The following is a 25,972-nucleotide window of genomic DNA, read 5'->3' as shown; positions in this document are numbered from 1 at the left end:
CGGATGGGCCCGCCAGGGTCCGGCGGCGAACACCCCGCTCAGCGGGACGAAACCGCCGGATGCGCGAGGGCCCAGGCCCGCGCGGCCTCCCAGCTGGGCGGCACGCAGCCCTGTTCCTGCACACACAGGCTGGCGCTGGCCAGGGCATGGCGCAGCGCCTGATCGCATGCAGTGGGCGACAGTGCGGCGAGGCTTTCCACGAAGCCGTTGGCCGGCCCGCGCGGGCCGGATTCGTCCGCCGGCGCCTGCCCAAGCAGATGCGCCAACAGCCCCGCGAGGAAGCTGTCACCCGCCCCGACCGTATCCACGACCTGCAGCGCCTCGGCCTCCTTCGCGAAGCAGGACGCACCATTGCGATGCAGCAACCATGCACCTTCCGCCCCTAAAGTCAGGGCGAGCAATTGAGCCGTCGGGTTGTCCTCCAGCAGCCAACGTGCGCGATCCAGCACATCGGTGCCCGGAACGCCAAGATGCTCCAGATCCTCGTCGCTGACCTTGATGACATGCGCATAAGCCAATGCGGCATGCACAGCCACGCGATAGGCCGTCAGGTCCGGCATCACGGAGGGGCGCAGGTTCGCGTCCACCACCACACAGCGCCCCGCCGCGCGCTGCGCCTTGAGCCATGGGTGATAACGCTCGGTATCACGCGCATCCAGGGCCAGCGCGCCGCTGCAGACCAGTTGCAGCGCAGGCAGACCGTTGCAAGCCTCACCCAGCCCATCCGCCGAGACGGCACGGTCCGCCACCCCATCCCGATAGAAGGCGTAGTCCGGATGCCCGTGCGCATCAAGATTGACCACCGCCAGCGATGTCACCGCCTGCACCGGTGATGGCAGGGCCAGTTGCACGCCGTCCGCTGCCAGCTGCGCCGCCAGTTCCCGCCCGAAGCGGTCCCGCGACAAGGGGTTGAGATATTGCGTGCCCACCCCTTGGCGTGAGAGTGCCCGGCTGAGGTTGTAGAGCGCGCCGCCCAGGCAGGGCAGATAACGGCCGTCCTCGCTGCGGATGAGATCAATCAGGGCCTCGCCCGCCACGGCCGCCTGGATAGGCGCGTGGACATCGGACGACGAAGGCGTGGGGTGGTGAGCAGTCATGGCGTGAGCAGATGAAGAACTGGGGGCAGACAACCCATCACCGTGATCCAAAACGTCCGGCCGCCTGTTTGCGGTACTCGCTCGGTGTCATGCCCTTGATATCCAGGAAGCGGCGGTTGAAATTGGCCAGGTTGTTGAAGCCCACCTCATAGGCGATGTGGGTGATGTAGCGCTCCGACTCCTGCAGCAACTGGCAGGCCCGGTTGACGCGGATGAGGTTGACGAAGTCGGTGAAGGTGTTGCCCGTGGCGCGGCGAAAGAAACGGGAGAAGCGGCTCTCGGTCATGCCGAGCTCATGGGCCAGGTCCGCTGCCGACAAGGGCGCGGCCAGGTTGTCGGTGATGCGGCTGACCACCGCATTGATCTGCGCCAACTGCGTGTCGCTGTCTTCACTCTGCAACTGCGCGCTGGAGAGCAGCCGGAAGTCGGTGCACTGTGCCAGCTCGCCCATCCACTCGCAAAACACGCCAAAGCGCGCCAGCCCGTGGCAGGACTTGATGCGGTGCCAGTGCTCGGTGGCACGAGGTTGCAGGCCGAAGAATTCGATGCCGTGGCGGGCGCGCTCGAGCAGCGGCAGCACCTCGCGCAGTTCCGGAATGCCTTCGCAGGCGGCGGCCAATGGCTCGTGCGGAAACTGCACCACCAGATCGCGCTCGGCATAACCGGCCTCCGGCACATCCATGCTGATCCAGTTGTGCGGCAGGCGCGGGCCGGTCAGCACCAATTGCCCAGGCTGGAACTGCCCGATCCAATCGCCCACGAATACCTTGCCGGAGGACGCGGTGATGAGGTGGAGCTCGTATTCGTCGTGGTAGTGCCAGCGTGCCAGCGGCGTCGGGAAACCGTGGGAGAGGCAGCGGATGAAACCAGCCTCTTCCGGCGGCTCATAGCCCAGCGCGGGAGATCGCGAGAACGCATGTTCCAGCTCCGGCTTGGGCTGGCGCGGCAAGGCATGGAGTGAGGACACGATGAACGGCTCCCGATGTGGATCGGTTCAGGGACTGGCGTGGCGAATCATCGCAGCAACGAAGTGATCCACCTTGGTCGTGGCCTCGCGCAGCCCCTGCACCAGCCGGGTATCGCCGGCCAGTTCACCCCACAGCACCTGGTCCGCAGCGAACGCAGCCACCGGATCTGCCGCCTCGCAGATGGCGTGCGCGGCGGCCGGGTCCATGGCCTGGTCCTGGTAGGTGTAGGGAATCTGCCCTGCGTGCCAGCGCTTGAGGTAGGCCAGGAACAGCGCCGGAAGGACAGCCACGCTGGTGATGCCCTGCCCGCGCGCCAGCCGCTCACGGATGGTGGGCGCGATAAAGCCGGGGATCTTGCTGAACCCGTCCATCGCCACCCGCTGGTTGGTGTCCGCAATGGCCGGGTTGCCAAAGCGCTCCAGCACCACGTCGCGGTAGGCCGCCAGGTCGATGGGGCTGGGCTGCAGCACCGGGATGGCGTCGTTGGTCACGTAGTCGTAGGCCAGTTGGCGGATGGCCGCGTCGTGGGTCCCTTCATGGATGAAGCGATAACCCACCAGGGTGCCAGCCCAGGCGATGCAGCTGTGCGTGGCGTTGAGCAGCCGGATCTTGGCTTCCTCATAAGGCGCGACCGAATCCACCAGTTCCGCCCCCACCCGTGCCCAGTCCGGGCGGCCGTTGATGAAGCGGTCTTCGATCACCCACTGGATGAAGCTCTCTCCCATCAGCGCCGCGCCGTCCTGCCGGCCCGTCGCGGCCAGCACACGGGCCGCCACATCCGGTGTGGGGCGTGGAGTGATGCGGTCCACCATGGCATTGGGGCTGGTGGTGTGCGCCGCTATCCAGGCGGCCAGTGCATCGTCCCCCAGCGCCTGCACGAACTGCAGCAGACCGCTGCGCGAGCGCTCGCCGTTGTGGCGCAGGTTGTCGCAGTTCAGCAGCGTGATGTCGCCCCCGCCTGCCTGCATGCGGGCACGCAGCAGCGTGGTGAGCGCGCCATACAAGGTGCTGCCTGCCCGTCCTTCGCGCACGGCCTCCAGGTCGGCCTTCAAGTCGGGCGCGCTGGCCCAGTCCAGCTGATGGCGGCTGTCCAGGTAGTAACCCGCCTCGGTGACGGTGAACGAGATGATGCGGGTACTTGGCTGCGCCGCAATGGCGACCAGGCCGGCGAGATCCTGCGTCCAGGGCACCACGGTGCGGATGGATTCGATCCAGGTGTAGCGGCGCTCGCCCTGGGCCGTCACCGTCTCCAGCGTATAGGCGCCGCCCTGTGCCTGCAGCGCAGCGATGGTCTCCGGCATGTCCGGCCGCAGGTTGCCGCCGGCCAGCACCCAGCGGGTATCGCCCAGCGCATGCAACTGATGCAGGTAGACCGCCTGATGCGCGCGGTGGAAGGAGCCCAGGCCCAGGTGCAGGATGGTGAGGGTGTCTTGAGCAGTGGTCATGGCGAGGTGAAATAGGTGATCGCGAGGGAGTTTGGGGGCAGCTCAGTGGGCGGCGGCCTGCACCACGCGGCCCGCGCTGTCGAACCAGTGCGCCTGGTCGGTGGCCACGTTGAGCGACACGTCGTCACCCGCTTGCAGCCGGGTCCGTTCGCTCTGCCGCGCCACCAACTGGGCGCCTTCCGCGGTGCGCACGTACAGCAGCGTCTCGGCGCCCAGCGCCTCCACCAGTTCCACGCGCCCAGTGACAGCGCCCTGCCCCTGCGGCAGCACACTGACGGCCTCGGGCCGCAGCCCGATCGACCCCTCCACCGCAGCCTGCGGGCCTTGCTGCCGAACAGCCACCGGCAACTGGCCGGCAGGCACCACATTCATCTGCGGCGTACCGATGAACTGGGCCACGAACTGGTTGGCGGGCCGGTCATACAAGTCCAGCGGGGTGCCCACCTGCTCGATCAGGCCGTCGCGCAGGACCACCACGCGGTCGGCCAGCGTCATGGCCTCCACCTGGTCGTGGGTGACGTAGATGGTGGTGGCGCCCAGTTCACGGTGCAGCTTGGCAATCTCGACACGCGTCTGTCCGCGCAAGGCGGCGTCGAGGTTGGACAAGGGCTCGTCGAAGAGGAAGACCTTGGGCGCCCGCACGATGGCGCGGCCGATGGCCACGCGCTGACGCTGCCCGCCAGACAACTCCTTGGGCGTGCGCGCCAGGTAGGCGGTGAGGTTCAGCGTGGCGGCGGCTCGCTCCACCTTCTCCCGGATGACGGCCGGGTCCACCTTGGCAAGCTTGAGCGCGAAGCTCATGTTCTCGAAGACGCTCATGTGCGGATACAGCGCGTAGCTCTGGAACACCATGGCGAGATCGCGCTTGCTGGACGGCAGGTCGGTGATGTCCCGCCTATCGAGTTCCAGCGTGCCGCCATCGATGTCTTCCAGGCCGGCGATCAGGCGCAGCAGCGTGGACTTGCCGCAGCCCGAAGGCCCGACGAACACGATGAACTCGCCCTTGTTGATGGTGAGGTCGATGCCTTTGATGGCGCGGTGCTTGCCAAAGAATTTTTCGACGCCGCGCAGTTGGAGGTAGGCCATGACGGAGGTTCCTGAATTCGGGACTGCTGAAAATTGGATGAGGCGGAGGGCGTGGGTTACTTGACCGCACCAAAGGTCAGCCCTTGCACCAATTGCTTCTGGCTGAACCAGCCAAACACCACGATGGGCGCGATGGCCAGCAGCGATGCCGCGGAGAGCTTGGCCCAGAACAGCCCTTCGGGGCTGGAGTAAGAGGCGATCAGTGTGGCCAGCGTGCCGGCCTTGGCGGCACTGAGGTTGAGGCTCCAGAACGCCTCGTTCCAGGAGAGCACCAGGCACAGCAAGCCGGTGGAGGCCAGGCCCCCCATGCCCAGCGGCAGCAGCACCAGCCGCACTTCCTGCCACAGCGTGGTGCCGTCCATGCGCGCGGCCTCCAGGATGTCTGGCGGGATGTCCTTGAAGTGCGAATACAGCATCCACACCATGATGGGCAGGTTGGACAGTGCAAACACGATGATCAGCGCCAGCTGCGTATCCAGCAGATGGCTCTTCTGCGCCAGCACGTAGATGGGCACCAGGGCGCCCACGGCCGGCATCATCTTGGTGGAGAGCATCCACATCAGGATGTCCCGCGTGTATTTGCTGCGAAAGAAGGCCATGGCGTAGGCGGCGGGTGCGGCCAGCAACAGGCCCAGCAGCGTGGAGAGCACGCTGGTGATGACGGAGTTCTTGGCGTAGAGCAGGTAGTCGCTGCGGGCCTGCACCTCGTGGAAGTTTTCCAGCGTGGGTGAGAACACCAGCAGTGGCGGCACGGCAATGGCCTGCAGCTCGGTCTTGAAGGCGGTGAGGAAGAGCCAGCCCAGCGGGAAGAACAGCAGCAGGGCCACGGCCCAGGCCGCGGCGCTGCGAATGATCAGGGCCAGGGGGAAGGCGGCGCGGCGGGAACGGTGAGGGGCCGTCATGGAGTGTGCTCCTTATTTGTCCAGGTTCTTGCCGACCAGGCGGATCAGGAACACCGCTGCGATGTTGGCCAGCACCACGGCGAACAGCGCGCCGGCGGAGGCCACGCCTGCATCGAAGTTCAGCAGTGCCTGCTTGAAGATCAGGAAGGTGACATTGGTGCTGGCGTCGCCGGGGCCACCACCGGTGGTGGTGTAGATCTCGGCAAACACGCTGAGCAGGAAGATCAGCTCGATCATCACCACCACGGCGATGGAGCGGCCCAGGTGCGGCAGGTAGAGGTGGCGCAGTTGCTGGAGGTAGGTGGCGCCGTCCATGCGGGCGGCTTCCAGCTGTTCATGGTCCATGCTTTGCAGCGCGGTCATGAAGATCAGCGAGGCGAAGGGCAGCCATTGCCAGGACACCATCACGATCACGGAGAACAGTGGGTGGTCTGTGAGCCAGTCCACCGGTTGTGCGCCGAAGAAGATCCACACCTGGGCGAGCACGCCGTAGATGGGGTTCATCATCATGTTCTTCCACATCAGCGCGTTCACGGTGGGCATCACGAAGAACGGCGAGATGAGCAGCACCCGCACGATGCCGCGTCCTGGGAAAGGATCGTTGACCAGCAACGCGATCATCACCCCGAACACGACGGTAGCCAGGATCACGCTGCCCAGGAGCAGTCCGGTGTTGACTACGGCGGTGCCGAATGAAGGGTCTGTGATGAAGAACTCGAAGTTCTCCAACCCGGCGAAGCCTGACTGATCGGGCTGCATCAGGTTGTAGCGGATCAGCGAGAAATAGATCGTCATTCCCAGCGGCACGATCATCCAGAGGAAGAGCGTGGTCATCGCCGGGGCCAGCAACAGCCGTGGAAGCAGGCGTTTCATAAACCAGAACCCAATTTCGTTCAAACGAACAACGAGCAAGCGCTACGGGCGAGCACTCCAGGCAAGCGCTACAGGCGAGCACTCCAGGCAAGCACTACGGGCAAGCACTCCAGGCAAGCGCGTAAACAAGCGTCCGGCAGGCGTAGCGAGCGGGCCGAGGTGCCGATGCTGTACCGGAGCCGTACTCCCGTACGGCGAGGAACACCATCGGCAGATCGGGCTGCGCAGTAGCCTGACGGATGCTTGTTTATTTGTAGTAGCCGGATTTGCGCATCTCGCGGTCGGCCGTCACCTGGCTCGCCTTCAGCGCGTCATCCACCGACGTACGGCCGGCCAGTGCGGCGCTCATCTGCTGCCCCACCGCAATGCCGATGGCCTGGAACTCCGGAATGGCCGCGAACTGCACGCCCACATACGGGCTCTTGGGCAGCGTGGCATCGGTCGGATTGGCCGAGTCAATGGCCTTCTTCTCCTCCGCCGCAAACCGTGCCGCCTTCTGGAACTCTGCGCTGGCATAGGTGCTCTTGCGCGTCCCGGTGGGCACATTGGCCCAACCATTGGTCTTCGCGACCAGCTGGATGTATTCCTTGCTCGTGGACCAGGTGATGAACTTCTGCGCCGCCGCCACTTTCTTGGAGCCCGCCGGAATGGCCAGGTTCCACGACCACAACCAGTTGGCCCCCTTGGGCGTGTTCATGGTGGGTGCCTGCGCAAAAGCCATCTGGGCCGCCACCTTGGACTGCTTGGGGTCCGACACGAAGGAGGCCGCAATGGTGGCGTCCACCCACATGCCGCACTTGCCGGAGCTGGTGAGCGCGAGGATTTCGTTGAAGCTGTTGGCGGACGATCCGGGCGGGCCGTAGTTCTTCAGCAGGTCCACATAGAAACTGACCGCTTCCTTCCAGGGCTTGGTGTCCAGCTGCGGTTTCCATTGCATGTCGAACCACTGGCCGCCGAAGGTGTTGGCGATGGTGGTGATCAGCGCGATGTTGTCGCCCCAGCCCGGCTTGCCACGCAGGCAGATGCCGTAGACGCCGTTCTTGGGATCATGGATCTTGGCCGCCAGGTCCTTGATCTGCGGCCAGGTCGGACGCTCGGGCACCTGCACGCCGGCCTTGTCGGCCAGGTCCTTGCGGTACATGAGCATGGAGCTTTCAGCATAGAACGGCGCCGCGAACAGCTTGCCCTCCACGGAGAGGCCGCTGCGCACGGCGGGCAGCAGGTCGTCCACGTCATACGCGGCATCCGGCTTGAGTTCCTGCAGCCAGCCCTTCTTGCCCCAGATGGGTGCCTCATACAGGCCGATGGTCATCACGTCGAACTGGCCGCCCTTGGTGGCAATGTCGGTGGTGACCCGCTGCCGCAGCACGCCTTCTTCCAGCGTGACCCACTTGAGCTTGATGTCGGGATTGGCCTGCTCGAAATGCTTGCTGAGCTTCTGCATCTCGATCATGTGGCCGTTGTTGACCGTGGCGATCACCAGCTCGGTCTGCGCCTGGGCCGCAGCGCTGAACGTCAACACCACAGCCGCAGCAGCGGCCGCCACACGGGCGGCGCGCGCTACACAAAGGGAAGCGTGCATGGGGAAGTCTCCTGATTGTTGGTATTCATGTTCAACGTCCACCCGGTGAACCGTGCAGCATTGAAGCCATGAACGATACCGATCCGGAAATGCCGGAGTGGTACCCAGGAGTGCATAAGAAGATACTCCTTTGCATCAGGGAGCTAGTGTTACTACCTAATGCCAGCAAACGCGTACTGATAACGCCCTTGTTTAGCTCGGCGACGAAACATGGCCCCGCATGCGCCAGTGAGGCAACAGTCGCCTGAGGAGCCTCTGCATAGCTCCCGCGAGCCGAGGATCCTTAAGGAACCTCTGCATGACTCCTCGCGGCCGAGGTGCCCCCGCTTCGGGCGGTCCGCGGCGTTGCAAATCCTCGCCATGGTGCCCGCTATGGCTGCGGTTTGCGCCTTGCGTCCCCATCCCGAATCAGGGGCACCTCGGCTCGCGGGAGTTATGCAGAGGTTCCTTAAACAAACTGTGCTGCAGCGTTGCCCGAGGCCCAGGCCCACTGGAAGTTGAAACCGCCCAGGTGACCGGACACGTCCAGCACTTCACCGATGAAGTACAGCCCGGGCGCCTTCAGCGACTCCATGGTCTTGGACGACACCTCCCGTGTGTCCACGCCACCCAGCGTCACTTCGGCCGTGCGGTAGCCCTCGGTGCCGGCGGGCACCACCTGCCATTCGGACAGCCGGGTGGCGATGTTCTCCAGCTCCGCATGGGCATATTGCTTGATGGGCTTGGAGACGAACCACTGCTCGCAAAGCAGCTGCGCCATCTTCTTGGTGAAGACCTCCCCCAGCAGGGTCTTGAGCTCGGCATTGGGGCGGTCCCGCCGCTGCTCGGCGAGCCAGTCCGGCACGCAACGGTCGGGCAGCAGGTTGATCTCAACGGCCTGGCCCGGCAGCCAGTAGGAGGAGATCTGCAGGATGGCCGGGCCGCTGAGGCCACGGTGGGTGAACAGGATGTTCTCGCGGAAGCTCTTGCCGTTGCAGCTCACCAGGCCATCCACGGAGGTGCCGGACAACTCGGTGCAGAGTTCCTTGAGCTGGTCGGTGATGGTGAAGGGCACCAGTCCCGCACGTGTGGGAAGCACCTGGTGGCCGAACTGGCGCGCCACCTCATAACCGAAACCCGTGGCCCCCATGGTCGGGATCGACAGGCCGCCTGTTGCGATGACCAGCGATGTGCAGCGTACCGGGCCACTGGTGGTCTGGAGCAGGTAGCCGCCCTGGCCACCCTGGGCACCGCCAGCACCCTCACCCCCATCCTGCGCAGTCTCGATCCGCTCGATCTTCTCGACGGTCGTGTCCAGCCGCACGCGGGCCCCCACCGCCTCGCACTCGGCCAGCAGCATCTGCAGGATGTCCATGGACTTGCCGTCGCAGAAGAGCTGGCCCAGCTTCTTCTCGTGGTGAGGCACCGCATGTTTGTTGACCAGCGCGATGAAGTCCCACTGCGTGTAGCGCGCCAGCGCTGACTTGCAGAAATGCGGGTTCTGCGAGAGAAAGTTGGCCGGCTCGGTATAGAGGTTGGTGAAGTTGCAATGCCCGCCACCGGACATGAGGATCTTCTTGCCCGCCTTGTTGGCGTGGTCCAGCACCAGCACCCGCCGCCCGCGCGCACCGGCCTTGGCGGCACACATCAGCCCGGCGGCTCCGGCGCCGATGATCACAACATCCGTATCCTGCAAAGCTGCTTCCCTACCGCGTGTCTATAGTCGTCGCCAACCGGGCCCGGATTGTAGTGGCCATGCCCGCCAGCAGCGCTCCATCCCGAATCGGGGCCGCTGCGGCTCGCGGGAGCTGTGCAGAAGTTCCCTCAGCCCTGGGCGAGCTCGAAGCGCTGCACCGCACTGGCCAGGGAACGCGCCTGCTCTCGCAGTGAATGGGCGGCAGCGGTCGACTGCTCGACCAGCGCTGCGTTCTGTTGGGTGGTGGTGTCCAGCCCCACCACCGCATGGTTGACGGTCTCCACCGCCTTGGCCTGCTCGGCGGAGGCGGTTGATAGGGAGCCCAGCAGCTCATCAACGTTGCGGACATCGGCCACGATGGCGGCAAGCACCTGCCGGGTGGCGTCAGCACTTTCCACACCCGCAGCGACCTGCTGCGTGGAGGTGCCAATGAGCTCCTTGATCTGCCGAGCGGCTTCGGCGCTGCGTTGCGCCAGGGCACGCACCTCCGACGCCACCACCGCGAAGCCTCTGCCAGATTCACCCGCACGTGCCGCTTCCACGGCGGCGTTGAGCGCCAGGATGTTGGTCTGGAAGGCGATCCCATCAATGACCGTGGTGATATCGCCCACCCGTCGAGCGGACTCGGACACACGCGCCATGTTGCTGGCCAGCGTCTGAACGGCGGCTTCGCCGTCGCCTGCGCGTTGGGTCGCCTCGCGTGCCCGCCGTGAGGCCTCATGCGACGTTTCCGCGGACTGCTTGACGGCCTGCGCCAACTCTTCCACCGAAGCCGCCGTCTGCTGCAGGTTGGCGGCGGCCTCCTCCGTGCGGATGGACAGATCGGAATTGCCGGTGGCGATCTCGTTGGAGGCGGCATCCACCGACTCCGCCGCGCTGCGCACCTGCCCGACCGTCGCCGCCACAGTTTTCAGGGTCTCGCTCAATTGGCGCGCCACCTTGGTCGTCACCGGTAGCGTCACCGCCGCAAAATCCACCTTCCCCGGCGTCGCCACCAGCACCTCGGTGATGGATTGGAGCTCGGCCATGACCAGCGCATCCCGTCGCATCTTGCGGACCATGAACACTTCGAAAAGGGTCTGCGCGACGACGTAGCTGGCATGCACAACGACCTGTCCGAAGTCCGGGGCGGTCAGGCAGTACACGCCAAAGCCCGCGGCCTGAAGCCGGTCGAACAGAACGTGGTGCACGGCGAAGGTTCCTGCTGCTGCCAGCACCGGCAGCCAGTGCCGATAGACCATCATCAGCGCCAAGGCGACGAAGACACCGAAGTGAAACTCGGTGCGGCCGGCGCCTACATGGATCTGCAGGGCGACCAGACTGCTCAACAGCATTGGCAACGCCACGGAGTTGAGCCAACTGCCGCGTGTGAGCACAAACAGCGCGCACGCACACAGCAGCAGACTCAGAGCCCAGGCGCATGCGGTTCCCAGTTGGCCAAACTGCTGGCCGGCCACGATCGTCACCAACGCCACGGCCGCACAGCCGCCGAGCAAGAAGGCGTCTGCGCTGACCCGCAAAGGGCGCAGGTCGTCGTCGTTTGACGAACGGTATAGGGACAGCGGGGATGACTGGGCAACTGGCATGGCATACCTCGTGCGACGCTGCGCGGGGCTACCGCCGCGCAGCCAGGTGAGTGTGCAGCCGGCCGCCCTGGCGGTCAAAGGGGGCAAAATGCGCCAGATCGTGTAGGTAAATGACGCCCTTTGTCGGAAGGAATCGCCTGATCCAACACGAACTCGCCAGCGTGTTTGAAGATGCCGCCCCCAAGGCCCAGTCGTCGATCCATCTGGCGCCAACTACGGCTGGTCGGCCTCAGGTGCCGCCTATTGACGCTCCTTTGCAGTGCGCCGAGCTCGCTTATGCCGACTGCAACAGCGCCACGCTGCCCTGACCACCGTCGGCGCAGATGCTGACAATGGCGAGGCTGCCCGAAGGCAGGGCCGCCGTCTCCTTGATGGCCTGGCTGAGAATGCGCGCGCCCGTGGCGCCAAAGGGATGGCCCAGTGCGGTACTGCCGCCGTTGGGATTGACCCGCTCCCGCGGGAACGGCCCGAAACGATCTGGCGCGGCAATGCCGACCTTCTCGCGCAGGAAGCTCTCGTCTTCCAGCGCCTTGATGTGGAAGAGCACCTGCGCGGTGAACGCCTCATGGATCTCCCACAGCGCAACATCGGCATAGCGCAGGCCGTGACGCGCCAGCAGGCGCGGAATGGCGAACGCCGGCGCCATGAGCAACCCCTCGACCCGGAAGTCCACGGCGGCAAGCTCCCAATCAACAAGCTTCACCCGATGCGCGGTGGCCGGCAATTTCTCCATGCCGCTTTGCGAGCCCACCCAAAGCGCCGCCGCGCCATCGGTCAGCGGCGAAGAATTGCCCGCGCTGAGCGTGCCTTGGCCGCTGGTGCGGTCGAAGGCCGGCGGCAGTCGCTCGAGTTTCTCCAGCGAGGTGTCGCCGCGGGGAATGCTGTCCCGCACGACGGAGTCCAGAGGCACCACGAGATCATCAAAGAAACCTCGCGCCCATCCCGCCACGGCACGCTGGTGGCTCTCCAGAGCCAGGCGGTCCTGCTCCGCGCGGGCGATTTGCCATTGCTTGGCGGTCGTCTCCGTGTGCTCGCCCATGCTCAGGCCGGTGGTCCGATTGGTCACCGAGGGCAGGTAAAGCTGCACGTCGCGCCAGTTGAGCTCAACAGCGTGCGAGAGCTTCTGGCCCAAGGAGCGGGCCTTCTGGAAGCCGCGCATCCAGTCCGAGAGGTTCTGCCCGAGGCCGAGCTGAACACGGCTCATGCTTTCCGCGCCCCCCACCAGCGCCAGAGACCGGCCGCGCGCATCGTCGATCATCCCGGCGGCCTCGAAGGCGGCCGTCATGCTCGTGGAGCACGCGATCACGGTGGAGAAAGCCGGGATCGTCGCAGGCGCGCCGGCCTCCATCAACACCTCGCGGGCGAGGTTGCTCCATGTGAGATTGGGCGCCACACTGCCCCAGATCGCCAGATCGGGCTGAGCGCCCCGGAGCTGGGCAAGCATGGCTTGGACCACGGGCACCGACAAGCCGAGGGCATCGTGCCGGGCCAGGGGGCCGTCAACCTTGGCAAAGGGGGTGCGAAGTCCTGCGGCAAGCCAGATGGCGGGGCTGTGGCTGGTGATGGTGACCATGAATCCGACTCTCCAGATGTAGGCGGATGATAGTCACGTGCCGTGCTTGCCACATCGGCCTAACGGGTTGGGTCTTGCCCCCCTGCATCAGTACTCGTCGCCTCCGGGGCTCACATAGCCCGGCGCCAGGTTCTCGAACTTGGTGTTGTGCCGCGCGAAGGCCAGCTTCACCGTGCCCACCGGGCCGTTACGCTGCTTGGCGATGATGATCTCCGCGACACCCGGCTCCTTGCACTCGTCCTTGGTGTAGTACTCGTCGCGGTAGATGAACATGATGATGTCCGCATCCTGCTCGATGGCGCCGGATTCACGAAGGTCGGACATCATGGGCCGCTTGTCGGGGCGCGTTTCCACCGAGCGGTTGAGCTGCGACAACGCAATCACCGGGCAGCGCAGCTCCTTGGCCAGCGCCTTCAGGCCCCGCGAGATTTCGCCCACCACGGTGGCCCGGTTTTCTTCATTGGCGCCACCATTGCCGCTCATCAGCTGCAAATAGTCGATGATGATCAGGCCGAGCTGGCCGCAAATGCGAGCCTGGCGACGCGCGCGAGCGCGCACTTCGCTAGGCGAGAGGCCCGGGCTTTCATCGATGAAGATGGGGGCGTTGCCGAGCTTGTCGACCGCTTCGGCCAACCGTCCCCATTCATCATCCTTCAGGCGCCCGGTGCGCAGGTTGCTCTGGTCGATGCGACCAATGGAGCCCACCATACGCAGCGCCAGCTGCGCCGCACCCATTTCCATGGAGTAGATGACAACGGGCAGGCCTTCGTTGATGGCCACCGCTTCGCCGATGTTGATGGCGAACGCCGTCTTGCCCATGGACGGGCGCGCGGCCAGGATGATGAGGTCACCCTTTTGCAGGCCGGCGGTCATGCGGTCCAGGTCGAAGAAGCCCGTGCGAACGCCGGTGACGTCCTCTGCCCCCTGCTCCGCCAGCTCGTTGACCCGGTCCATCAGCTCGACCATCAGGCGATCCATGCTCTGGAAGCCCTGCCCCCCCCGCGAACCTTCTTCATTGATGCGGAAGATCTTGCCTTCCGCCTCGTCCAGGATTTCGTTGACCGGGCGGCCTTGCGGGTTCAGCGCCGCCGTGGCGATTTCGTCGGAGGTGGCCACCAGCTTGCGCAGGATGGCCCGCTCACGGACGATTTCCGCATAACGGCGCAAGTTGGCCGCGCTGGGCACGCCTTGCGCCAATGCATTCAGGTAGGCCAGCCCACCACATTCCTCGGCCTTGCCCAGGGACGTCAGCTCTTCGAACACGGTGACCACGTCCGCCGGCTTGCCGGCATTCACCAGCTTGCCGATCGCCCCGTAGATCTGCTTGTGCTCGAAGCGGTAGAAGTCCGTGTCGCTGAGCGTGTCCGCCGCCTTGTCCCAGGCGGTGTTGTCGATCAGCAGACCGCCCAGCACGCTCTGTTCGGCTTCCACGGAGTTGGGCGGCACGCGCAGGCGAGCGACGTCATCGTCGCGGGCGCCGGAGCCGGATCCGGGTGGGTTGGCGGAGAAGATCGCGGACATGTGGACAAACCTGTGGGAAAGCCGTGGGAAAGCTCTGGAGAGCCGAGGACATCCGGTGGACAACCTCCGCCCTGAAAAGCCGAAAGCCGACGGCTTCTCAGCTGTCGGCTTTCGTTTGACCTATCGTTGCAGCCCTCGCGAGCCGCGCCAACAGGGTTTGCGAGCGTGGACAAGCCACACTCGCGCGAGCATGGATTACTCGGCTTCGGCGACGATCTGCACGGTCACGTCGGCCACCACATCGGTGTGGGGGGCCACGTTCACGGTGAACTCACCGACGGTCTTCAGCGGACCGTTGGGCAGACGCACTTGCGACTTGACCACGGCGATGCCGGACTTGGTCAGGGCGTCAGCGATGTCAGCATTGGTGACGGAACCGAACAGACGGCCATCCACACCGGCCTTTTGGCTGATGGTGACGGTCTTGCCGTTCAGTTGCTCGCCAACAGCCTGGGCGGCGGTCAGCTTTTCAGCAGCAGCCTTTTCCAGTTCGACGCGCTTGGCTTCGAATTCCTTGATGGCCGATTCGGTCGCACGACGAGCGCGGCGAGTCGGGATCAGGAAGTTACGTGCGTAGCCGTCCTTGACCTTGACGACATCGCCCAGGCCGCCGAGGTTGGCCACTTTTTCAAGCAGGATCACTTGCATGGCTAACTCCTCAGACCTTGTGCTGGTCGCTGTAAGGCACCAGGGCCAGGAAGCGGGCGCGCTTGATGGCGACCGACAGCTGACGCTGATAGAAGGCGCGCGTGCCCGTCAGGCGAGCCGGCACGATCTTGCCGTTTTCGCTGATGAAATCGCGCAGCGTGTCGACGTCCTTGTAGTCGATCTGCTCAACACCGGCGACGGTGAAGCGGCAGAAACGCTTGCGACGGAACAGCAGCGATTGTTGGTTACGCTTGGGCTTGCGGTCCTTGGAGAACCGACCTTTACCACGTGGCGGGGGCATATTGACCTCTTTACGAATCTATCCAGATAAAACGATGCGCAAATCCTGTGGGAAGCCAGTGCACTGATCAGTGGACCAGGCCGGTGATATGAAACACCGTGCCCCGACCTTGCCGCTGTGCCGAAAGAAAACCGGTGAACACCGCCTCTTCCATCAGGCCCAGCGCCTGCACCCGCTTGACGATCTCTCCCACGGCCACCGCCTTGATGTCCAGGGCCACCTTGCGGCGGGCCCCGGCTTCTTCGACCTGGGACTCATGCGTGAGCATCAGGTCCAGGGCCGGAAGGCCGGCGGGGGTGTAGCGGATCGCGGCGAGTTCCTGGACTCTTGCGCGTAAGACCAGTTGGTTAGCCACAGGGTCAGCCAACGGGTTCATGCTGCAGGAGCCTGGAATCTGCGCTCAGCGAGCGACTGATTCAGAAATACAAACTTCAGGATTCGCGCCGGCCAGTTCAGGCGGACGCTTCTTGGGGAGCCTTGCGGGCTTCTTCGCGCTCAACAGCCTTCATCATCACCGAGGGAGCGGTTTCCGCCTTGTCCTTGGCAACGGTCAGGTGACGCAGCACGGCGTCGTTGAAGCGGAAACCGGTTTCGAGTTCGGCCAGGATTTCCTTGGACGCCTCGATGTTCAGGCACAGATAGTGCGCCTTCGCCAGCTTCTGGATCATGTAGGCCAGTTGACGGCGGCCCCAGTCTTCCACGCGATGCACCTTGCCACCACCGTTGGTGACCAGGCCCTTGTAGCGTTCCAGCATGGCCGGAACTTGTTCGCTTTGATCCGGATGGATCAGCAGAACGATCTCATAGTGACGCATAAATACTCCTTGCGGGTTTCAGAGAGTCTGAAAGCCGAACCCCAGCGTCAAGTCCTGGGTCCGGCAAGGTGAGCCCGCGATTCTAGCGGAAGTGGCGGCCTCCCGTCCACCTGGCATTGCGTCGGCCTCAAGGCGTCATGCCGAGCTTCCCGGAACCTCGTGCAGCTGGCGCTGTACGGCCTGGGCCGCAGGCGAGCCCGGCGGTGTGGCCAGGCTGACCAGCACCAGCGCCAGCACACCGGCGGGCAGGCCGAACACGGCCGCGGCCATCGGCTGGATGCCCCACCAGAGCTGCGGTTCGCCAGGCAGACCGAGCGCCTGCCGAAGGCCCGGGTGGGCGATGATCATGTAATACACCGTCACCCCCAGGCCGACCAGCATGGCCGCGCCGGCGCCCTGCTTGTTGGCGCGGCGCCAGAAGATCCCACCCACCAGCGCGGGGACCAGGCTGGCGCCCGCCAGGGAAAAGGCGGCCGAGACGAGCAGCAGGATGTCCGCCGGTTTGCGGGTGGCCACGGCGGCGGCCGTGAGCGCCGTGGCCAGCAGCAGCGCCTTGGACATGGTGACGCGCTGGGTGGCCGAAGCCGTCGGATGCAGCACGCGGTAGTAGATGTCGTGCGAAAGTGCACTGGAGATGGTCAGCAGCAAGCCGTCGGCGGTGGAAAGCGCCGCCGCCAGCGCCCCGGCGGCCACCATGGCGGCCAGCACGTAGGGCAGCCGGGCCAGCTCGGGGGTGAGCAGCATGATGACGTCGCCGCCCAGGCGGAGTTCACCGAGCTGGAGAATCCCATCGTGGTTGACATCCTGGATGCTCAGCAGCGTGGGATCCACACGCATCCATTGGCGCACCCAGGCTGGCAGCTCGGCGATGGGCATGCCCACCAGATGGTTGAACACCTCATATTTCAGCAGGACGGCCAACGCGGGAGCGCTGAGGTAGAGCAACGCAATGAAGAAGAGCGACCACGCGACCGAACTGCGGGCCTGGGCAACGCTCGGGGTGGTGTAGTAGCGCGTGAGGATGTGCGGCAGGCCGGCGGTGCCCACCATGAGCACCAGCACCAGGGCCAGGAAGTTGCGCCTGGCGAGATCGAAGGTCTCGCGCTCCTGCGGCGTGCCGTCCGGGTTGCCGGCAAAGGGTTGGGCGTGGGGCGGCATGCCGGCCAGGGGCTCGGCGCGCTGGTGTTGCTGCCGGGCGGCCCAGGCCCATTCCTCGCGGGCCTGGGTTTCGGTACGAGGCAAGGCGGCGCGGCTCTTCTCGGCAGCCTGGATCTGGGCGAGCGGCGCGTCTTCGGCCTTGAGCTGGGCAATGCGCTGCGATGCGGCCTGGCGCTCCAGGTCCAGCGACTGGGGCAGCTCGGCCACCATGCGCTCGTAGTCGTTGGCGCTGCGCTCGTAGATGCCGCGCACTTCCAGTTCCTTGGGATCGTGGAGCAGCACCTGCTCACGCGCAGTGATCTGCTGGAGCTGCCGGCCGGCCGTGAGCTGCGGCAGCGGCCAGCCGGTCTGCTGGACGGAGAGCCACATGACCGGCAGGACGTAGGCCAGGATCATGATGATGTACTGGGCCACCTGGGTCCAGGTGACCGCACGCATGCCGCCAAGGAAGCTGCACACCAGCACGCCCCCAAGGCCGACGAAGACACCAATCTCGAAGGTGAGGCCGGTCAGGCGCGTGGTGATGAGGCCCACCGCATAGATCTGGGCCACGAGGTAGATGAACGAGACCAGCACGGCGGCCGCCGCGCCCATGACCCGCAAGGCACGGCTGTCAAAACGTTCCCCCAGGAAGTCGGGGATGGTGAACCGGGCAAAGCGGCGCAGGTAGGGCGCCAGCAGCAGCGCCACCAGGCAGAAGCCACCGGTCCAGCCCAGCACGAAGGCGAGGCCCCCGTAGCCGGAGAGGTAGAGACTGCCCGCCATGCCAAGGAACGAGGCCGCACTCATCCAGTCAGCGCCAGCGGCCATGCCGTTGTAGAACGCGGGGACCCGGCGGCCGGCCACGTAATACTCCACCGGGTCGGTGGTGCGGCTCAGGATGCCGATACCGGCATAGACCAGCACGGTGAGAAGCAGGAAGCTGAAGCCCAGCCATTGCTTGGGCATGCCCCAGTATTCAAGAAGCCCCAGAACGGCCACCAGCACGATGAGGCCGACCGTGTAGGCCGCATAGTGGCGGTTGAGCTGGCGCCGGAAGGCGTCGGGGTGGCCGGGGTGGTCGGATCCTGGTGCAGGCATGGGCCCGGATCTTCGCCGCGCGGGTGGCGGCGCGCCATCGGTTGTTTCCTGCGGGAGACCCACCTGTCTACTCGATACGTCACGAAAAAAGGGCGGCAACGCCGCCCTTCTTCCCTGCCGGTTTCGGCGATTACTTCTTGGCCAGGCGCGTCCAGGTCTCGATGACCGAGTCCGGGTTCAGCGAGATCGACACAATGCCTTCAGCCGCCAGCCAGTCGGCAAAGTCGGCATGGTCGCTGGGGCCCTGGCCGCAGATGCCCACGTACTTGCCGGTCGCCCGGCAAGCCGCGATGGCCCGGGAGATCAGGGCCTTGACCGCAGGGTCGCGTTCATCGAAATCGCCCGAGAGCAGCTCCAGGCCGGAGTCGCGGTCCAGACCCAGGGTCAGCTGGGTCAGGTCGTTGGAGCCGATGGACATGCCGTCGAAGTGCTCCAGGAACTGCTCGGCCAGGATGGCGTTGCTCGGCACCTCGCACATCATGATGACGCGCAGATCATCCTTGCCACCCGCCGCCGCGCGCTTGAGGCCACGCTCCGCCAGCATCGCCACCACCTTTTCGGCCTGCGCCACGGTACGCACGAAAGGCACCATGATTTCGACGTTGGTCAGGCCCATGTCGTGACGCACGCGCTTGAGCGCCTCGCACTCCATGGCGAAGGCATCGGAGAACTCGCCGCTGATGTAGCGCGAGGCGCCGCGGAAACCCAGCATGGGGTTCTCTTCATCCGGCTCGTAGCGCGAGCCGCCGATGAGCTTGCGGTATTCGTTGCTCTTGAAGTCAGACAGGCGAACGATCACCGGCTGCGGCCAGAAGGCCGCCGCAATGGTGGCAATGCCCTCGGCCAGCTTGTCGACATAGAAGGCGCGCGGCGACGCGTGGCCGCGCGCCACGGACTCCACCGCCTTCTTCAGGTCGGTGTCCACATTCGGATAGTCCAGGATGGCCTTCGGGTGGACGCCGATGTTGTTGTTGATGATGAACTCGAGACGCGCCAGACCCACGCCGCTGTTGGGCATCTGCGAGAAGTTGAACGCCAGTTGCGGATTGCCGACGTTCATCATGATCTTGACCTGCGAGTACGGCAGCTCCCCACGATGGACTTCGCTGACCTCGGTTTCCAGCAGGCCGTCGTAGATGTAGCCGGTGTCGCCCTCGGAGCAGACGACGGTGACCAATTGCCCATCCTTGAGCTTGTCGGTCGCGTCGCCACAGCCCACCACGGCGGGAATGCCCAGCTCGCGGGCAATGATGGCCGCGTGGCAGGTGCGCCCCCCCCGGTTGGTGATGATGGCGCTGGCGCGCTTCATCACCGGCTCCCAGTTGGGATCGGTCATATCGGTGACCAGAACGTCGCCGGGCTGGACTCGCTCCATCTCCGCCACGCTGTCGACCAGGCGCACCGGGCCTGTGCCGATCTTCTGGCCAATGGCGCGTCCCTCCACCAGCACGGTGCCCTGGCCCTTGAGCTTGTAGCGCTGCTCGACCTGGCCTTCCGCCTGGCTCTTCACCGTCTCAGGGCGGGCCTGCAGGATGTAGATCTGGCCGTCGTTGCCGTCCTTGCCCCACTCGATGTCCATCGGGCGGCCATAGTGCTGTTCGATGATCAGCGCATAGCGCGAGAGCTGGATGACGTCTTCATCGGTCAGCGAGTAGCGGTTGCGCTGCTCCACCTCGACATCCACCGTCTTGACCAGCTTGCCGGAGGCTGCTTTTTCCTCTGGCGTCGCGAAGGTCATCTGGATCAGCTTGGAGCCCAGATTGCGGCGGATGATGGGGAACTTGCCGCGGGTCAGCGCCGGCTTGTGCACATAGAACTCGTCCGGATTCACCGCGCCCTGCACCACCGTCTCGCCCAGGCCGTAGCTGGAGGTGATGAAGACCACGTCCTTGAAGCCGGACTCGGTGTCGATGGTGAACATGACGCCGGCGGCGCCCAGGTCGGAGCGCACCATGCGCTGCACACCGGCCGACAGGGCCACGTCGTTGTGGGCAAAGCCCTTGTGGACGCGGTAGCTGATCGCGCGGTCGTTGTAGAGGGAGGCGAAGACCTCCTTCATCTTGTGCAGCACGTCCTCAATGCCGACGACGTTCAGGAAGGTCTCCTGCTGGCCGGCAAAGGAGGCATCCGGCAGGTCTTCCGCCGTTGCCGAGGAGCGCACAGCAAAGGACGCCTCCGGCTGACCTTCGGTCACACGGGCGAATTCCGCCCGGATGGCGGCCTCCAGGTCCTTGGGGAAGGGCTGGGCTTCGAGCCAGCCGCGGATCTGCGCGCCGGCCTCGGCCAGGGCACGCACATCGTCGGTGTTGAGGTCGGCCAGGCGCTGCTGGATGCGGGCGTCCAGGCCTTCGTACTTCAGGAACTCACGGAACGCGTGGGCGGTGGTGGCAAAGCCGCCAGGCACCCGCACACCGGCATCGGCCAGTTGGGAAATCATTTCGCCGAGCGAGGCGTTCTTGCCGCCCACCGACTCGACATCGGTCATCCTCAGTTTCTCGAAGGGTACAACCAGGGCGGTCGCCTCGAAGCGTGCATCAGACATGGGAAAACTCCGTGATGTTGAAAAACCGGGGCCCCAGGGCCTGCAGACTTTGCATACCGGGCGGCGCTGCCGGGAAGGGCGCGCGGCGGGGAGAAAAAGCGTGCGGACAGAACGGCGCGCGCGACAGGTCTTGTCGATTCTTGTGGGCGTCGCGGCGGGGCGTTCATGATGGGCAGGGGCAAGTTGCGGACGATTCTACGGGTTCGCGCCTCTATGATGTAAACCCTGGTTCGGGGACTGCGCGGGACCGTTCTGGGCGGCTGTGGCATGTGTCGTGCCCGCTTCCCGGCCTTCGCAGCTGCCCCGCGACAACCACCCCGCCCCTCAGACATAGGCTCGCCATGACCCAGCACACCGTCTACTTCGTCTCGGATGGCACCGGCATCACCGCTGAAACCTTCGGTAACTCCATCCTGGCCCAGTTCTCGGTCAAGGCCCGCCATGTGCGCCGGCCTTTTGTGGACAACGCGGACAAGGCGCACCAGTTGGTCAAGGAGATCAACGAGACCGGCATCCGGGAAGGACAGCGCCCCGTGGTCTTTGCCACCTTGGTGAATCGAGAGGTGCTCAACGTGGTGCGTCAGCACTGCGAAGGCCTGGTGCTGGACATGTTCGGCACCTTCATCGCCCCGCTGGAAGACGAGTTCCGCGTGAAGTCCAACCACCGGGTCGGCCGGTTCTCGGACATTGCCAAGAGCCAGGAGTACCACGACCGGATCGAGGCGATCAACTTCTCGCTGGCGCATGACGACGGCCAGTCCGCCCGCAACCTGGATTCGGCGGACGTGATCCTGGTGGGGGTGAGCCGCTGCGGCAAGACGCCCACGTCGCTTTACCTGGCCATGCAGCACGGCATCAAGGCTGCCAACTGCCCGTTGATCCCGGAAGACTTTGAGCGTGGCGCCCTGCCGACGCCGCTGCTGCCCCACAAGAAGAAATGCTTCGGCCTGACCATCGACCCGGAACGTCTGGCCCAGGTGCGCAACGAGCGCCGGCCCGGCAGCAAATACGCGGACCTGATGAACTGCCATTACGAAGTGCGCGAGGCCGAGACGATGATGAAGAAAGCGGGCATTTCCTGGCTGTCGTCGACCCACAAGTCGATCGAGGAGATCGCCACCACCATCCTGCGCGACATTCGGCCCGACCGGCTGATGTACTGACCCACTGGCGCCCGGGGAGAACCCGCTTCGGGTGGCCCGGGGCGTCGGGCGCGCCAGGGGTGTGGAGGGCGCAGGGGGCATCGGGATCGCCGCATGCCCTTCCGGCCGCAACAGGTCAACGGGTCCGCACCTTGAGCGCCACCGCCCATCCGCCATCACGTTCTGGGGGTCACTCGGCATGCCGCGTCTGAGCAGGCGATGGCGGCGAGTGCAGCTGGTCGCCCTGCGTGCGCCCGGGGTTGGCGTACTGCTGCGCGCCGTGCAGCATTACGTGTTGCACCAGAGTGCGAACCAGGCGGGCAGCATGGCGTTTTCGACGGTGCTGTCCATGTTCCCGCTGTTGCTGCTGCTCTCGGCGGGTGCCGCCTACATTGGGTCGCCCGGGGACGCCGCTGCGTTGGCGAACCGGGTGGTGGAGTATGCCCCGCCGCTGGTGCGCAGTGCCATGCAGCCGGTGATCAACCAGGTGCTTGCGCAGCGCAGCCAGGCGCTGCTGGCCATTGGACTGTTTGTCACCTTGTGGACGGCTTCTTCTGGCATGCAGGCGGTGCGCACGGCGCTGAATCGGGCGTATGGCGTCGAGCGAGGCCTGCCGTTCTGGAAGGCCCGTCTGAAGGTGACGCTGTTCACCGTGGTGGTCGGGGGCGGCATTTTGGCCACCTTCAGCTCGGTCATTGTGATGCCTTATGTCTGGCAGGCGCTTGAGAAAGGGCTGGGGGCGGGCCAGGAGACACCGTGGCTGCGAAACAGTGTTCGCTACGGGTTGGCCTTTGCGGTGCTGACGGTGCTGTATGCGCTGGTGTACGGCTGGCTGCCGGATGTCCGCCAGCGCCTGAGCACGGTGCTGCCGGGTGCGATTGTGGGCGCGGCGCTCTGGGTGGCGTCTGCCGCGACGCTCTCTTATTCTTTGCGCAGTGCTGGCAAGTTGGCCCTGATCTACGGCAGTTTCGCGGGCGTGGTGGCCACGCTGGTCTTTCTCTACATCAGCGCGACCACGCTGATCTATGGCGCCGAGGTCAACGCGGTGATACGTGAGCGCCTACCCGAGCCACCAGGGCCGGCCTGACCGTCTCCTCATGGACTTCCCCTCGCCCACACCCACCGAGTATTTAAGACCGTGGCACCTGACAAGTGATGTGTCGTGCAGGGAGCGCGCAGGTTCAAAGCCGCTCAATCCAGGCGCAAGCACAGCCGTGGCCGTGTTTCGGAAAGCCTGGCGCCTCCAGTTGTGAGGTGTGAAGTGTCGTACGAGCACCGCGTAGGTTCAAAAGCCGCTCAATCTAGGCGCAAAGCGCAGCCGTAGCAGCGCTACGGCGAGCATTTGCAACGACGAGTGAGCGGCTTTTGAGCCTACGCGCGCTGGCGGGCGGATTCGTAGAGGCAGATCGATGCAGCACTGGCGACATTGAGGGACTCTTCCCCACCCGGCTGCGGGATGCCGATTTGCATCGCGCAGCGAGCCATCAGAGCCTCATCCACCCCTTGTCCTTCATGGCCCATCACCCAGGCGCAGGGCGAAGGCAACGCGGCCTCATGCAGCATCACGTCCGTATGGGAGCTGGTGGCCAGCAGCGGCACTTGCAACGCATCCAGGTCACTCACGCTCAGCCCCTCGAACAGGCGCAACCCGAAATGCGCCCCCATGCCAGCCCGCAAGACCTTGGGTGACCACAGCGCGGCGGTGCCCTTCATCGCCAGCACCTGCCGGAACCCCATCGCCGCGGCACTGCGCAGGATGGTGCCGACGTTACCGGCATCCTGCAGCCGGTCCAGCACCACCGAGTCGGCCTTCGCATCCATGCGCATGGCTGGCGGCAACTGCAGGTCAAAGCCGATCTGCGCGGGCGACTCCAGCCCGGACACCGTCTTGAACAGCGCCGGAGACACGACCAGCACCTTGGCCGCCTGGTCTGCCAGTGCGTGCAAGGCGTCGTCCTGCCCCGCCACATCGGTGATCAGCGCCAGCGCCGGCCGCAGCCCACGCTGCAGGGCCGCCCGCGCCAGATGGTCACCCTCCAGCCAGACGCCACCCATCTTGCGATAGGCCGTCGCGTCCTGCGCCAGCTTTCGGAGCCGCTGCAGTTGCGCGTTGTCCCGCGCGGTGATGGCTTGCCAGATGGGCCCTGTGGTCATTCGAATTCTGCGGTCGCGGTGGTCACCGAAGTGACGATGGTTGTGGGCCTGGTGCCGCCTGTGATGATGGCAGTGGTCGCCACCACGCCTTCCAGGCACTGGCGCACAGGCGCAAAGCTGGTACGGTGCCACGCACTCGCACCATGCAGGCGCAGCGCCTCCAGGTGCTCCGGTGTGCCGTAGCCCTTGTGGTTGTCGAACCCGTAGTGCGGGTGCGCCTGATGCATCTGCAGGCAGAGCCGGTCGCGATGGACCTTGGCCAGGATGGACGCCGCCGAAATGGCCGGCACCAGGGCATCCCCCTTGACGATGGCCTCCGACGGGATGCGCAGCACCGGCAGCCGATTGCCATCCACCTTCACCTGCGCCGGCGTCAGGCGCAGGCCTTCCACCGCACGGCGCATCGCCAGCATGGTGGCCTGCAGGATGTTGATGCGGTCGATCTCCTCGACCGTCGCCTCGGCAATGCAGAAGCACAGCGCCTTGGCGCGGATCTCGTCGTAGAGCTGCTCGCGTTTTTTCTCGCTGAGCACCTTGGAATCGTTCAGACCCTTGATGGGTTGCATGTCGTCCAGGATGACGGCAGCGGCCACCACCGGGCCAGCCAGCGGGCCGCGGCCCGCCTCATCCACGCCGGCCAGCAGGCCGTCGCGCTGCCAGTCCAGGCCCAGTTGCTCAGGTGCCGAGGATTTTTGCGATCGCATCGCCGGCTCTTTGCGCGGTATTGCAGCGCAACGTCTGGTGAATCTCGATGAAGCGCTCACGCAGCCGTTCCCGACGCGGTGCGTCGTCCAGCCAGGCCAGGCCCTCACGCGCGATCTTCTCGCCCGTGCAGTCATCCTGCAAGCACTCCGGCACCACGGTCTCGCGGGCCAGCACATTGGGCAGCCCCACCCAGGGCAGCAAGGCCTTGCCCTTCATGCGCCAGGCATTGAACCAGTGCAGCTTGTAGGCAATGACCATGGGGCGCTTGAACAGCGCCGCCTCCAGCGTCGCCGTGCCACTGGCCACCAGAGTCAGGTCGCAGGCGGCCAGGGCCTCGTGCGCCTGCCCCTCCAGCAAGGTCAGCGGCAGGCCGTGGCCGTGCTCGCTCACCAAGGCCTGCGCCAGTTCACGCAAACCCGGCGCCACCGGCACCAGGAAACGCAGCCCGGGCCGCTGCGCCGCCATGCGACGTGCCGCGTCGAGCAGCGGCGGAAAGATGTAGTGGAGTTCGCTGCGCCGGCTGCCGGGCAGCACCGCCACCACGATCTCATCGGCCCCCAGGCCCAAGCTCGCGCGTGCGTCATCTCGCGGCGGCTCCAGCGGAATCTTGTCAGCCAGCGGATGGCCCACATAGGTGGCGGCAATGCCATGCCGCTCCAGCAGTTCCGGCTCGAACGGGAACAGGCACAGCACATGGTCCGCGCTGCGCTTGATGGTGTGCACACGCTCCGCCCGCCAGGCCCAGATGGACGGACAGACAAAATGGACCGTCTTGATGCCAGCCTCACGCAGGCGCTGCTCCAGCCCGAAGTTGAAGTCCGGCGCATCCACGCCCACAAACACCGAGGGCGGGTCCTGGATGAGCCGGTCCCCGAGCTGGCGGCGGATGGCCAGCAACTCGCGGATGTTCTTGAGCGCGTCCCAATAGCCGAAGATGGAGAGCTTGTGGCTGGGCCACCAGGCATCAAAACCCAGGGCCTGAAGCTTCGGGCCGCCAATGCCGGCACTGGTCAGCCCCGGCCAGCGCGTTTTCAGCGCCTGCAGCAGCAGACTGGCCAGCAGATCCCCGGAAGCCTCGCCGGCCACCAGGCCCAGTCGAGGGTCCGTGGAAGCAGCCAT

The 25,972-nt window shown here is 65.4% G+C and carries 22 protein-coding genes; 2 read left to right on the top strand and 20 right to left on the bottom strand.

Annotated features, from left to right (window positions below; translation table 11 throughout):
* Positions 1–38: 38 nt before the first annotated feature.
* The 17 genes from BMY53_RS18970 to ppsA form a co-directional block, all read right to left on the bottom strand.
* Positions 39–1,097 carry a PfkB family carbohydrate kinase gene (locus BMY53_RS18970; RefSeq protein ID WP_092948059.1) on the bottom strand — a complete coding sequence of 353 codons (1,059 nt, stop codon included), beginning with the start codon at positions 1,095–1,097 and terminating at the stop codon, positions 39–41.
* A 37-nt stretch (positions 1,098–1,134) separates the two neighbouring features.
* Positions 1,135–2,067, bottom strand: coding sequence for a helix-turn-helix domain-containing protein (locus tag BMY53_RS18965; RefSeq protein ID WP_092948058.1), 933 nt, complete (start codon positions 2,065–2,067; stop codon positions 1,135–1,137).
* A 24-nt stretch (positions 2,068–2,091) separates the two neighbouring features.
* Positions 2,092–3,510, bottom strand: a complete 1,419-nt coding sequence (dalD, locus tag BMY53_RS18960) for a D-arabinitol 4-dehydrogenase (protein WP_092948057.1) — start codon at positions 3,508–3,510, stop codon at positions 2,092–2,094.
* 42 nt (positions 3,511–3,552) lie between these two features.
* Positions 3,553–4,596 carry an ABC transporter ATP-binding protein gene (locus BMY53_RS18955; RefSeq protein ID WP_092948056.1) on the bottom strand — a complete coding sequence of 348 codons (1,044 nt, stop codon included), beginning with the start codon at positions 4,594–4,596 and terminating at the stop codon, positions 3,553–3,555.
* A 56-nt stretch (positions 4,597–4,652) separates the two neighbouring features.
* Entirely contained in the window at positions 4,653–5,498 is an 846-nt protein-coding gene (locus tag BMY53_RS18950; protein ID WP_092948055.1) for a carbohydrate ABC transporter permease, read from the bottom strand.
* A 12-nt stretch (positions 5,499–5,510) separates the two neighbouring features.
* On the bottom strand, positions 5,511–6,371 hold the full coding sequence (locus BMY53_RS18945; RefSeq protein ID WP_092948054.1) for a carbohydrate ABC transporter permease: 861 nt from the start codon (positions 6,369–6,371) through the stop codon (positions 5,511–5,513).
* A 247-nt stretch (positions 6,372–6,618) separates the two neighbouring features.
* Positions 6,619–7,953, bottom strand: a complete 1,335-nt coding sequence (locus BMY53_RS18940) for an ABC transporter substrate-binding protein (protein WP_092948053.1) — start codon at positions 7,951–7,953, stop codon at positions 6,619–6,621.
* Between the two features lie 448 nt (positions 7,954–8,401).
* Positions 8,402–9,628, bottom strand: a complete 1,227-nt coding sequence (locus BMY53_RS18935) for a BaiN/RdsA family NAD(P)/FAD-dependent oxidoreductase (RefSeq protein ID WP_092948052.1) — start codon at positions 9,626–9,628, stop codon at positions 8,402–8,404.
* 128 nt (positions 9,629–9,756) lie between these two features.
* Positions 9,757–11,214, bottom strand: coding sequence for a methyl-accepting chemotaxis protein (locus BMY53_RS18930; RefSeq protein ID WP_092948051.1), 1,458 nt, complete (start codon positions 11,212–11,214; stop codon positions 9,757–9,759).
* A gap of 274 nt (positions 11,215–11,488) precedes the next feature.
* Positions 11,489–12,787 (bottom strand): acetyl-CoA C-acyltransferase, encoded by a 1,299-nt coding sequence (locus BMY53_RS18925; RefSeq protein ID WP_092948050.1) that lies wholly within the window; start codon positions 12,785–12,787, stop codon positions 11,489–11,491.
* Positions 12,788–12,874: 87 nt separating this feature from the next.
* On the bottom strand, positions 12,875–14,308 hold the full coding sequence (dnaB, locus tag BMY53_RS18920) for a replicative DNA helicase (RefSeq protein WP_092948049.1): 1,434 nt from the start codon (positions 14,306–14,308) through the stop codon (positions 12,875–12,877).
* Between the two features lie 195 nt (positions 14,309–14,503).
* Positions 14,504–14,956 carry a 50S ribosomal protein L9 gene (gene rplI / locus BMY53_RS18915; RefSeq protein WP_092948048.1) on the bottom strand — a complete coding sequence of 151 codons (453 nt, stop codon included), beginning with the start codon at positions 14,954–14,956 and terminating at the stop codon, positions 14,504–14,506.
* Positions 14,957–14,966: 10 nt separating this feature from the next.
* Positions 14,967–15,257 carry a 30S ribosomal protein S18 gene (rpsR, locus tag BMY53_RS18910; RefSeq protein ID WP_092948047.1) on the bottom strand — a complete coding sequence of 97 codons (291 nt, stop codon included), beginning with the start codon at positions 15,255–15,257 and terminating at the stop codon, positions 14,967–14,969.
* 67 nt (positions 15,258–15,324) lie between these two features.
* On the bottom strand, positions 15,325–15,633 hold the full coding sequence (gene priB, locus BMY53_RS18905; protein ID WP_092948046.1) for a primosomal replication protein N: 309 nt from the start codon (positions 15,631–15,633) through the stop codon (positions 15,325–15,327).
* A 76-nt stretch (positions 15,634–15,709) separates the two neighbouring features.
* Positions 15,710–16,072 carry a 30S ribosomal protein S6 gene (rpsF, locus tag BMY53_RS18900; protein WP_092948045.1) on the bottom strand — a complete coding sequence of 121 codons (363 nt, stop codon included), beginning with the start codon at positions 16,070–16,072 and terminating at the stop codon, positions 15,710–15,712.
* 135 nt (positions 16,073–16,207) lie between these two features.
* Positions 16,208–18,310 (bottom strand): sodium:solute symporter family protein, encoded by a 2,103-nt coding sequence (locus BMY53_RS18895; protein WP_092948044.1) that lies wholly within the window; start codon positions 18,308–18,310, stop codon positions 16,208–16,210.
* 130 nt (positions 18,311–18,440) lie between these two features.
* Positions 18,441–20,852 carry a phosphoenolpyruvate synthase gene (ppsA, locus tag BMY53_RS18890; protein WP_092948043.1) on the bottom strand — a complete coding sequence of 804 codons (2,412 nt, stop codon included), beginning with the start codon at positions 20,850–20,852 and terminating at the stop codon, positions 18,441–18,443.
* 341 nt (positions 20,853–21,193) lie between these two features.
* Here ppsA and BMY53_RS18885 point away from each other — a divergent pair, with 341 nt between their 5' ends.
* Together BMY53_RS18885 and BMY53_RS18880 are read left to right on the top strand one after the other, a co-directional pair.
* On the top strand, positions 21,194–22,015 hold the full coding sequence (locus BMY53_RS18885; RefSeq protein WP_092948042.1) for a posphoenolpyruvate synthetase regulatory kinase/phosphorylase PpsR: 822 nt from the start codon (positions 21,194–21,196) through the stop codon (positions 22,013–22,015).
* Positions 22,016–22,223: 208 nt separating this feature from the next.
* Positions 22,224–23,081, top strand: a complete 858-nt coding sequence (locus BMY53_RS18880; RefSeq protein ID WP_177200952.1) for a YihY/virulence factor BrkB family protein — start codon at positions 22,224–22,226, stop codon at positions 23,079–23,081.
* Positions 23,082–23,365: 284 nt separating this feature from the next.
* Here the strand turns inward: BMY53_RS18880 and BMY53_RS18875 are convergent, their stop codons facing one another.
* From BMY53_RS18875 to lpxB, 3 genes are read right to left on the bottom strand one after another with little or no spacing between them, the layout of a single operon-like run.
* Positions 23,366–24,148: a TrmH family RNA methyltransferase gene (locus BMY53_RS18875; protein ID WP_092948040.1), complete on the bottom strand. Its 783-nt coding sequence runs from the start codon at positions 24,146–24,148 to the stop codon at positions 23,366–23,368.
* Complete coding sequence (rnhB, locus tag BMY53_RS18870; protein ID WP_092948039.1) at positions 24,145–24,852, bottom strand: ribonuclease HII; 708 nt, start codon at positions 24,850–24,852, stop codon at positions 24,145–24,147. The genes BMY53_RS18875 and rnhB overlap by 4 nt, the downstream gene beginning before the upstream one ends.
* Positions 24,824–25,972 (bottom strand): lipid-A-disaccharide synthase, encoded by a 1,149-nt coding sequence (gene lpxB, locus BMY53_RS18865; RefSeq protein WP_092948038.1) that lies wholly within the window; start codon positions 25,970–25,972, stop codon positions 24,824–24,826. The genes rnhB and lpxB overlap by 29 nt, the downstream gene beginning before the upstream one ends.

The sequence above is a fragment of the Roseateles sp. YR242 genome (assembly GCF_900109745.1).
In the GTDB taxonomy this organism is placed as follows: domain Bacteria; phylum Pseudomonadota; class Gammaproteobacteria; order Burkholderiales; family Burkholderiaceae_C; genus Roseateles.
This window is presented reverse-complemented; position numbering and strand designations above follow the sequence as displayed.